This is a genomic window from uncultured Granulicatella sp. (genome assembly GCF_938030755.1).
In the GTDB taxonomy this organism is placed as follows: Bacteria; Bacillota; Bacilli; order Lactobacillales; family Aerococcaceae; genus Granulicatella.
This window is the reverse complement of sequence record NZ_CALHIF010000050.1, coordinates 24,972-31,266: the sequence shown is the minus strand read 5'-3', so window position 1 is coordinate 31,266 and position 6,295 is coordinate 24,972. Positions and strand designations below refer to the sequence as shown.

7 protein-coding genes are annotated in these 6,295 nt (G+C 39.4%); all 7 read right to left on the bottom strand.

Annotated features, from left to right (window positions below; translation table 11 throughout):
- Positions 1-396, bottom strand: a 396-nt coding sequence (locus Q0594_RS05210) for a transposase (protein WP_298730218.1), incomplete at its 3' end; no start/stop codon positions are given.
- Between the two features lie 118 nt (positions 397-514).
- A complete protein-coding gene (gene rplA / locus Q0594_RS05205) occupies positions 515-1,204 on the bottom strand; it encodes a 50S ribosomal protein L1 (protein WP_070443849.1) in 690 nt (229 codons plus the stop codon).
- Between the two features lie 101 nt (positions 1,205-1,305).
- Positions 1,306-1,731, bottom strand: coding sequence for a 50S ribosomal protein L11 (rplK, locus tag Q0594_RS05200; RefSeq protein ID WP_298730215.1), 426 nt, complete (start codon positions 1,729-1,731; stop codon positions 1,306-1,308).
- A 565-nt stretch (positions 1,732-2,296) separates the two neighbouring features.
- Positions 2,297-3,490 (bottom strand): class I SAM-dependent rRNA methyltransferase, encoded by a 1,194-nt coding sequence (locus Q0594_RS05195; protein WP_298730213.1) that lies wholly within the window; start codon positions 3,488-3,490, stop codon positions 2,297-2,299.
- Positions 3,490-4,101, bottom strand: coding sequence for a VanZ family protein (locus tag Q0594_RS05190; protein ID WP_298730212.1), 612 nt, complete (start codon positions 4,099-4,101; stop codon positions 3,490-3,492). Before Q0594_RS05190 ends, Q0594_RS05195 begins: the two co-directional genes overlap by 1 nt.
- A gap of 27 nt (positions 4,102-4,128) precedes the next feature.
- A complete protein-coding gene (locus Q0594_RS05185; protein WP_298730210.1) occupies positions 4,129-5,538 on the bottom strand; it encodes a HAMP domain-containing sensor histidine kinase in 1,410 nt (469 codons plus the stop codon).
- A gap of 3 nt (positions 5,539-5,541) precedes the next feature.
- Positions 5,542-6,249, bottom strand: a complete 708-nt coding sequence (locus Q0594_RS05180) for a response regulator transcription factor (RefSeq protein WP_298730222.1) — start codon at positions 6,247-6,249, stop codon at positions 5,542-5,544.
- Positions 6,250-6,295 lie beyond the last annotated feature (46 nt).

The window sequence follows — 6,295 nt, the reverse complement described above, 5'->3', positions numbered from 1 at the left end:
TTCTAGTTCTGTCATCTCTTCTGGTTTTTTCTTTGGCTTACGTCCCATTTTAGGTGCTTTCCCTCTTGTTTTCTCAACAATAGTATACTTATTTTTCTTGTATTGTGAAAGCCAGCTAGAAAGCATACCATAATTTGGAAGAGCATATTCAAGAGAAACTCTTTTTTGAGACCAACCATCGATTAAGACTTTATCAATCATTTCCTGTTTTAATGCTGGAGAGTAATAATTATTTTTCCCTTTTTTTACTATTTCCAAACCATATCGATCAATCAATCGAACCATGTATTTAAGACTTGCCTTATTTATACCATACATATCTGAGAGTTGTTGAAAGCTAAATCCTTGTTTTCTAAGTTCATAAATTTGAACTTTATCTTCATAAGTTAATTTCATAATAAAAGCACCTCAAAAGTTAGATTTTCTGTCTAACTTTTGGGGTGCACTACACAATCCAGGGGTTTTAATTAAACCAAAAAGAACCAAGCACAAGGCCTGGTTCTATCAAATTAAATTATAGAGAAGCTACATCTACTTTAACCCCAGGGCCAAAAGTAGTTGTCACAGCAACGTTACGTACGTATTGACCTTTAACTGTAGCAGGTTTGATACGTAATAATGTTTCGTGAATTGTTTTGAAGTTTTCTACTAATTTTTCATCTGAGAATGAAACTTTACCGATTGGAACGTGGATGTTACCAGCTTTGTCAACACGGTAAGTTACTTTACCAGCTTTGATTTCTTCAACAGCTTTTGTTACGTCCATTGTAACTGTACCTGTTTTAGGGTTTGGCATTAAGCCTTTAGGTCCTAATACACGACCTAAACGACCAACTTCACCCATCATGTCAGGTGTTGCAACGATAACGTCGAACTCAAACCATCCGCCTGCGATTTTTTGAGCTAATTCGCTGTCACCAACGTAGTCTGCACCAGCTGCTTCAGCTTCTTTAGCTTTTTCACCTTTTGCGAATACTAATACGCGTTGAGTTTTACCAGTTCCGTTTGGAAGTACAACTGCTCCACGTAATTGTTGGTCAGCTTTCTTTGGATCTAAACCTAAACGGTATGCAACTTCTACAGATGCATCAAATTTAGCGAAATCTGTTTCTTTTGCTAATGCGATTGCTTCTTGAACTGGGTAAGCTTTAGAAGAATCGATTTTTTTAGCGGCTTCTAAATATTTTTTGCTTTTCTTTGCCATTGTATAATTTCCTCCTATTGTGTGGTTTTAACGGTTTTACCTCCCACAAAGTCCATGAGTGAAACACTCGTGCTAGGGACTTTTGGAAGCTGCATTTGTTTTTAGCCTTCTACTACAAATCCCATTGAACGGGCTGTACCTTCGACCATGCGCATAGCAGCTTCTACGTCTGCTGCATTTAAGTCAGGTGCTTTTAATTCAGCAATTTCTCTAACTTGATCACGAGTTACAGTAGCAACTTTTTTCTTGTTTGGTTCGCCTGAACCTTTTTCAACTTTAGCAGTTTTCTTTAATAATACTGCTGCTGGTGGTGTTTTACAGATGAAGTCGAATGAACGGTCTTCATAAACTGAAATCACAACCGGAATGATTAAACCTGCTTGGTCAGCTGTACGAGCATTGAATTCTTTACAGAATCCCATGATGTTCACTTGTGCTTGACCTAAAGCTGGACCTACTGGTGGAGCTGGAGTTGCTTTACCTGCAGGAATTTGTAATTTAACTAGTTTTACAACTTTTTTAGCCACGAGACATTACCTCCTTGATTGTTTCGTGCGTGGTTTAATGGAGATGAAGATTTCTCCTCCCACGGTGTTCCGACATGTGCATTTTTATGCACTTTGATATTATATCAAAACTTAATTTGCAATGCAATCTTTATAGTATATTCTTTTTTAGAAAAACTTCGTTTTTTCTTACAAGCCTTTTTGAACTGTTGCGGTTGCTTCATAGCTACTGTAATGGGGCACCGGATTGAGCCTTTCGTCTCAATTCCTACCAAGCTTCAAACTGACTCTACGGGTTATACCCTAGAGTCAGTAATTCACATTGGTTGCTATCCCCCATTACTGTTGCTATAGAACCGCAACGTTCTTCAGGCTTGTAAGAAAATGAGATTTTTTTGCAAAAAAGTGAACTGCTAGAAATCGCGTTGCAATGGGATTTGTGCCAAAAGATGAAAATGACATGTCGGTGCCTCTAACTGCCTCCCGTGCTGTGGAAACGGCATAAGGACGGGGTTTGTGTAGAGAATAAGAGGAGAGGGAGAAAACTGCCCGAAATTTACTTATAAGTGAATTTCGGGCAGGTGTGCTAATTGTTAAATTCAATAAAGAAAACTTTGAGATAGTCGCTCAGCGGTGTCGCTGCTGGAACCGCAAAATCGCTTGGTAAGCCTTTCTTCAAGACGATGCGATAGCGGCGATTGCCGTCTGCTTCACGAATCCCCTGTTCAATCATTTGTTGGAATTGAGATTCACTCACATTCGCTGCGTTTGTGGATAACACGAGCGTTCCTTTTGGTGCGACTAATGGTGTAATTTGTGCTACTAGTTTCCCGTAGTCTTTCGCTACAGAAAAAGTACGCTTCTTCGTACGTGCAAAGCTTGGCGGGTCAACGACAACGGTATCGAATGTCAACTGTTTCTTCAATGCGTATTTGAAATAATCAAAAACGTCCATGACGTAGATTTGTTGTGTCTCAGGGTCAATGCCGTTTACTGCAAATTGTTCTTTTGTTTTCTCCAAGCTACGGTTGGCAACATCCACACTCGTTGTTTTAGTCGCTCCTCCCATCGCTGCAGCTACAGAAAAAGCACCGGTATAACTAAATGTATTTAACACGGTTCGTCCGGCACTGTAGCGCTGACGGATGGTCTCACGGACTTCTCTTTGGTCCAAAAAGATACCCGTCATCAGTCCTTCATTCATATAAGTCGCGTATTTAACGCCATTTTCTAATACCATCAGTGGTTCTGGCGCTTCTACCCCACCGACAAACCTACTCTCTGGCAAATCCGCTTCGTTTTTAAAACGAATCTTTTCGTAGATACCCTTCACACCTTCAAAAGCCCCAAGAGCTTGCGTTAAAATCAGGTCACGAAAATGATACACGCCTTCGCTATACCATGATACGACGATAAAACCATCATACCAATCCATCGTCACTCCGCCAAAGCCATCGCCTTCGCCGTTAAAGAGACGAAACGCCGTTGTATCGTCAGAATGGAGAAGCCCACGACGATTCTCGAAGGCGGTTTTGAAGATACCGTTAAAGAACGCATCATCCAACGCTTCGTCTTCCTCGCGGCTATAGACCCACGCAACTCCCTTATTTTGGAATCCGACATACGCCATTCCTAAGAATCGATGTTGTTGGTCAACAACTTTTACTACTTCGCCTTCATCTGCGTGAAGTTCTTGCGCAAGGTCCATCTGACTAATCAGTGGGCTTCCTTTTTTGATACTGGATGCCGTTTTACTTTTTACGACAATCTTTCCCGTCATTATTTTTTCCTCCGCTTCTTAATCAACCGATACAAGAGAAATCCCAGCCAACTGCCTATGACATTACAAATAATGTCATCAATATGGCTGACCCCTGTATAAAAAATAAACTGTGCAAACTCGATGAAAAACGAAGTCAAAAACCCGTATTTCAACGAGCGTGATTCTCCTTTTTTACTTCCATACAACATCCCGCAAAAGAATCCTAATGGCATAAACCAGACGATATTTCCCACTACATTATAATACGCAGCAAATATCGACCCTTGCATAAAGAGTTTGATACTATCCACAAAAGGAACCCACATAATATCCGATAGCGGATGAGCGACAATTTTCACGGTAAAGGATTCGTCCAAGTTTCTAAAAATCGTCACCTGCGAAAGTAGGATTAAATAGAAGATAAATAAATTGCGATAGAGTTCCCATTTCCACACAATTCGTTTTCTTTTTCTAAACAATAAAGAAATAGACCAAACGATCAACCATCCTATAAAGAGGACGATAGCGTGGTCTAAGCTAAAAATAAACAAACGAACAAGTGGAAGATGGTTCACTCGGTCCGCGAAAATCTCTACTATCCATCGATAGAATGGACCTAATAAATACATGGTCTTCCTCCTTGTTCGTTTTTCAATCTATGATAATTCCGGTTCTCCAGGAAATACCACTCTAAATGTGGTTCCTTGACCGATTTCACTTCGTACTGAGATTCTACCATGGTGACTATCCACTAGTGATTTAACAATCGCTAGCCCTAGTCCGCTTTCTCCATACTTCGTACTCTTTCTGGAGATGTCTGCTTTGTAGAAACGTTCCCAGATTTCATTAATTTCTCTCTTATCAATTCCAATTCCCGTATCTGAAATTTCAACAATGGCTTTTTTACCATCGTTCCAAGCTTTCACCACGATTTTTCCATTATCGGTAAATTGGTTCGCGTTTTTCGTAATGTTCACCAAAATTTGTACAAACCGATCATAATCCGCATATACACTAAACTCTGGATCACATTCATAAGTGATTTCATTATTTTTCACTTTAGTTATTGCTTGCATTTGTTCCACAACGGCTCGAATTGCTCCAAGTCCTGCAAAACGATGTTGGACTAACACGATTTGGTTTGAACGGATTTTTTCATAGTCCAGATTCTCATTGACAAGTCGAATCAATCGTTGCGTTTCGCTTGAAATAAGTTCAAGTGAACGTCCTTTTCTAGATTCAGGAACCATATTATATTTCAAGCCATCTAACAAGCCGTTCATCGTTGTTAGTGGGGTTCTCATTTCATGAGCCACATCCATCATAAATTGACGGCGAACATTTTCTTGTCGCTCGACTTCTTGTTCCATTTCACGTAAGGAATGCGCCATGTTGTTAAAGTCTAGCATCAATTCGTCAAACTCATCTTGGCTATCCACTTTGAGCTGAACATCAAAATCCCCTTCAGCAATCTTTTGGATGGCTTGACGCAATTTATTAATGCGTCTATTTTGATAGTTCGCAAAAATAAAACTCATCAACATCCCGATAATTCCCGCCGCACCAAACGCGATAAACATCGAGTTTCTGAGTTCTCTCACCTCCGTTTGGATACGACTGATAGGACTCGCTAAAGCGACATATCCTTTATATTGCTTTTCTTTAATAATCGGATAATAAACCGTCAATAAGTTTTCTACAGGATTCCCTGTAAAATCTGTTTGAACTTCTTTTAAGTTAATGGCAGACCCATTTTTTAGGTGATTTAACTCCTCTTCTGATAACGAATTTTCACTAGCAGGATTTTTCGACGGAAAAGTCATCTGATTTTGTTCATCAAAAATGGCCACAGTGACATTTTCTTCTTTTAAAATCGTTCCTATTCTTTGAATATCCGCATAACTCATATTAGTAGCAATAATCCCTTTAGCATAAGACTGCAATTGTTGCGATTTTTGCGTGTAAATATTATTGCTCATTACATTATAGAAAAGAATTCCACAAGCAACAATGGTTACCAATACAACGGAAAGGAACCCAAATAGTTGCTGATAAAAGTACTTCATTGATTACAACTCGCTATCATCAAATTTATACCCTACGCCCCATACTGTATGAATCACGTGTGGTCCTACAGCTTCAATCTTTTGGCGAAGTTTCTTAATATGAGCATCTACCGTACGTTCATCGCCGTAGAATGGATCTTCCCAGATTTTTGTTAATAGATGTTCACGGGTGAATACTTGGCGTTGATGTTTCGCCATCACCATTAATAAGTCAAACTCTTTTGGAGTTAAGTTCTCGATTTGTTTACCATCGATAAACGCTTCATGAGTCTTCGTATTGATTTTGACATGGTCTGTTTCTACATCGAACGTTGACAATGCCGCACTACCTGAAGCTGATGATCTTTGTATACGACGTAAAAGTGCTTTAATACGCGCCATAATCGTTACCGCGCTAAATGGTTTCGCCACATAGTCGTCCGCTCCGATTTCAAAACCAATGACTTGGTCACTTTCAGAATCACGAGCCGTCAGCATGACAATTGGAACAGCCTGATTTACCTGACGGATTTGACGGCAAATTTGCATGCCATCCATGCTAGGTAAGTTTACATCTAAAATCACAATACCCCATTTGGATTGATTTTCCATAAAAGCATCGAAGCCTTCTTTTCCATCATGATAAAAACTTGCTTTCCAGCCTTCGTTTTCAAAAAACATTTCCATCATTTCGCAAACTGCTTCTGTATCTTCAATCATTAAAACATGCATCATTTACACTCCTTTTTCACGTAAATCTTATTGATTATAAAGTTTC

What these genes read in the sequence shown, in the direction of transcription:
- Q0594_RS05190 (WP_298730212.1), bottom strand. Translation starts at nt 4,101, where the DNA reads ATGTATTTATTAGGTCCATTCTATCGATGGATAGTAGAGATTTTCGCG.
- Q0594_RS05180 (WP_298730222.1), bottom strand. Translation starts at nt 6,249, where the DNA reads ATGCATGTTTTAATGATTGAAGATACAGAAGCAGTTTGCGAAATGATG.
- rplA (WP_070443849.1), bottom strand. Translation starts at nt 1,204, where the DNA reads ATGGCAAAGAAAAGCAAAAAATATTTAGAAGCCGCTAAAAAAATCGAT.
- Q0594_RS05185 (WP_298730210.1), bottom strand. Translation starts at nt 5,538, where the DNA reads ATGAAGTACTTTTATCAGCAACTATTTGGGTTCCTTTCCGTTGTATTG.
- Q0594_RS05195 (WP_298730213.1), bottom strand. Translation starts at nt 3,490, where the DNA reads ATGACGGGAAAGATTGTCGTAAAAAGTAAAACGGCATCCAGTATCAAA.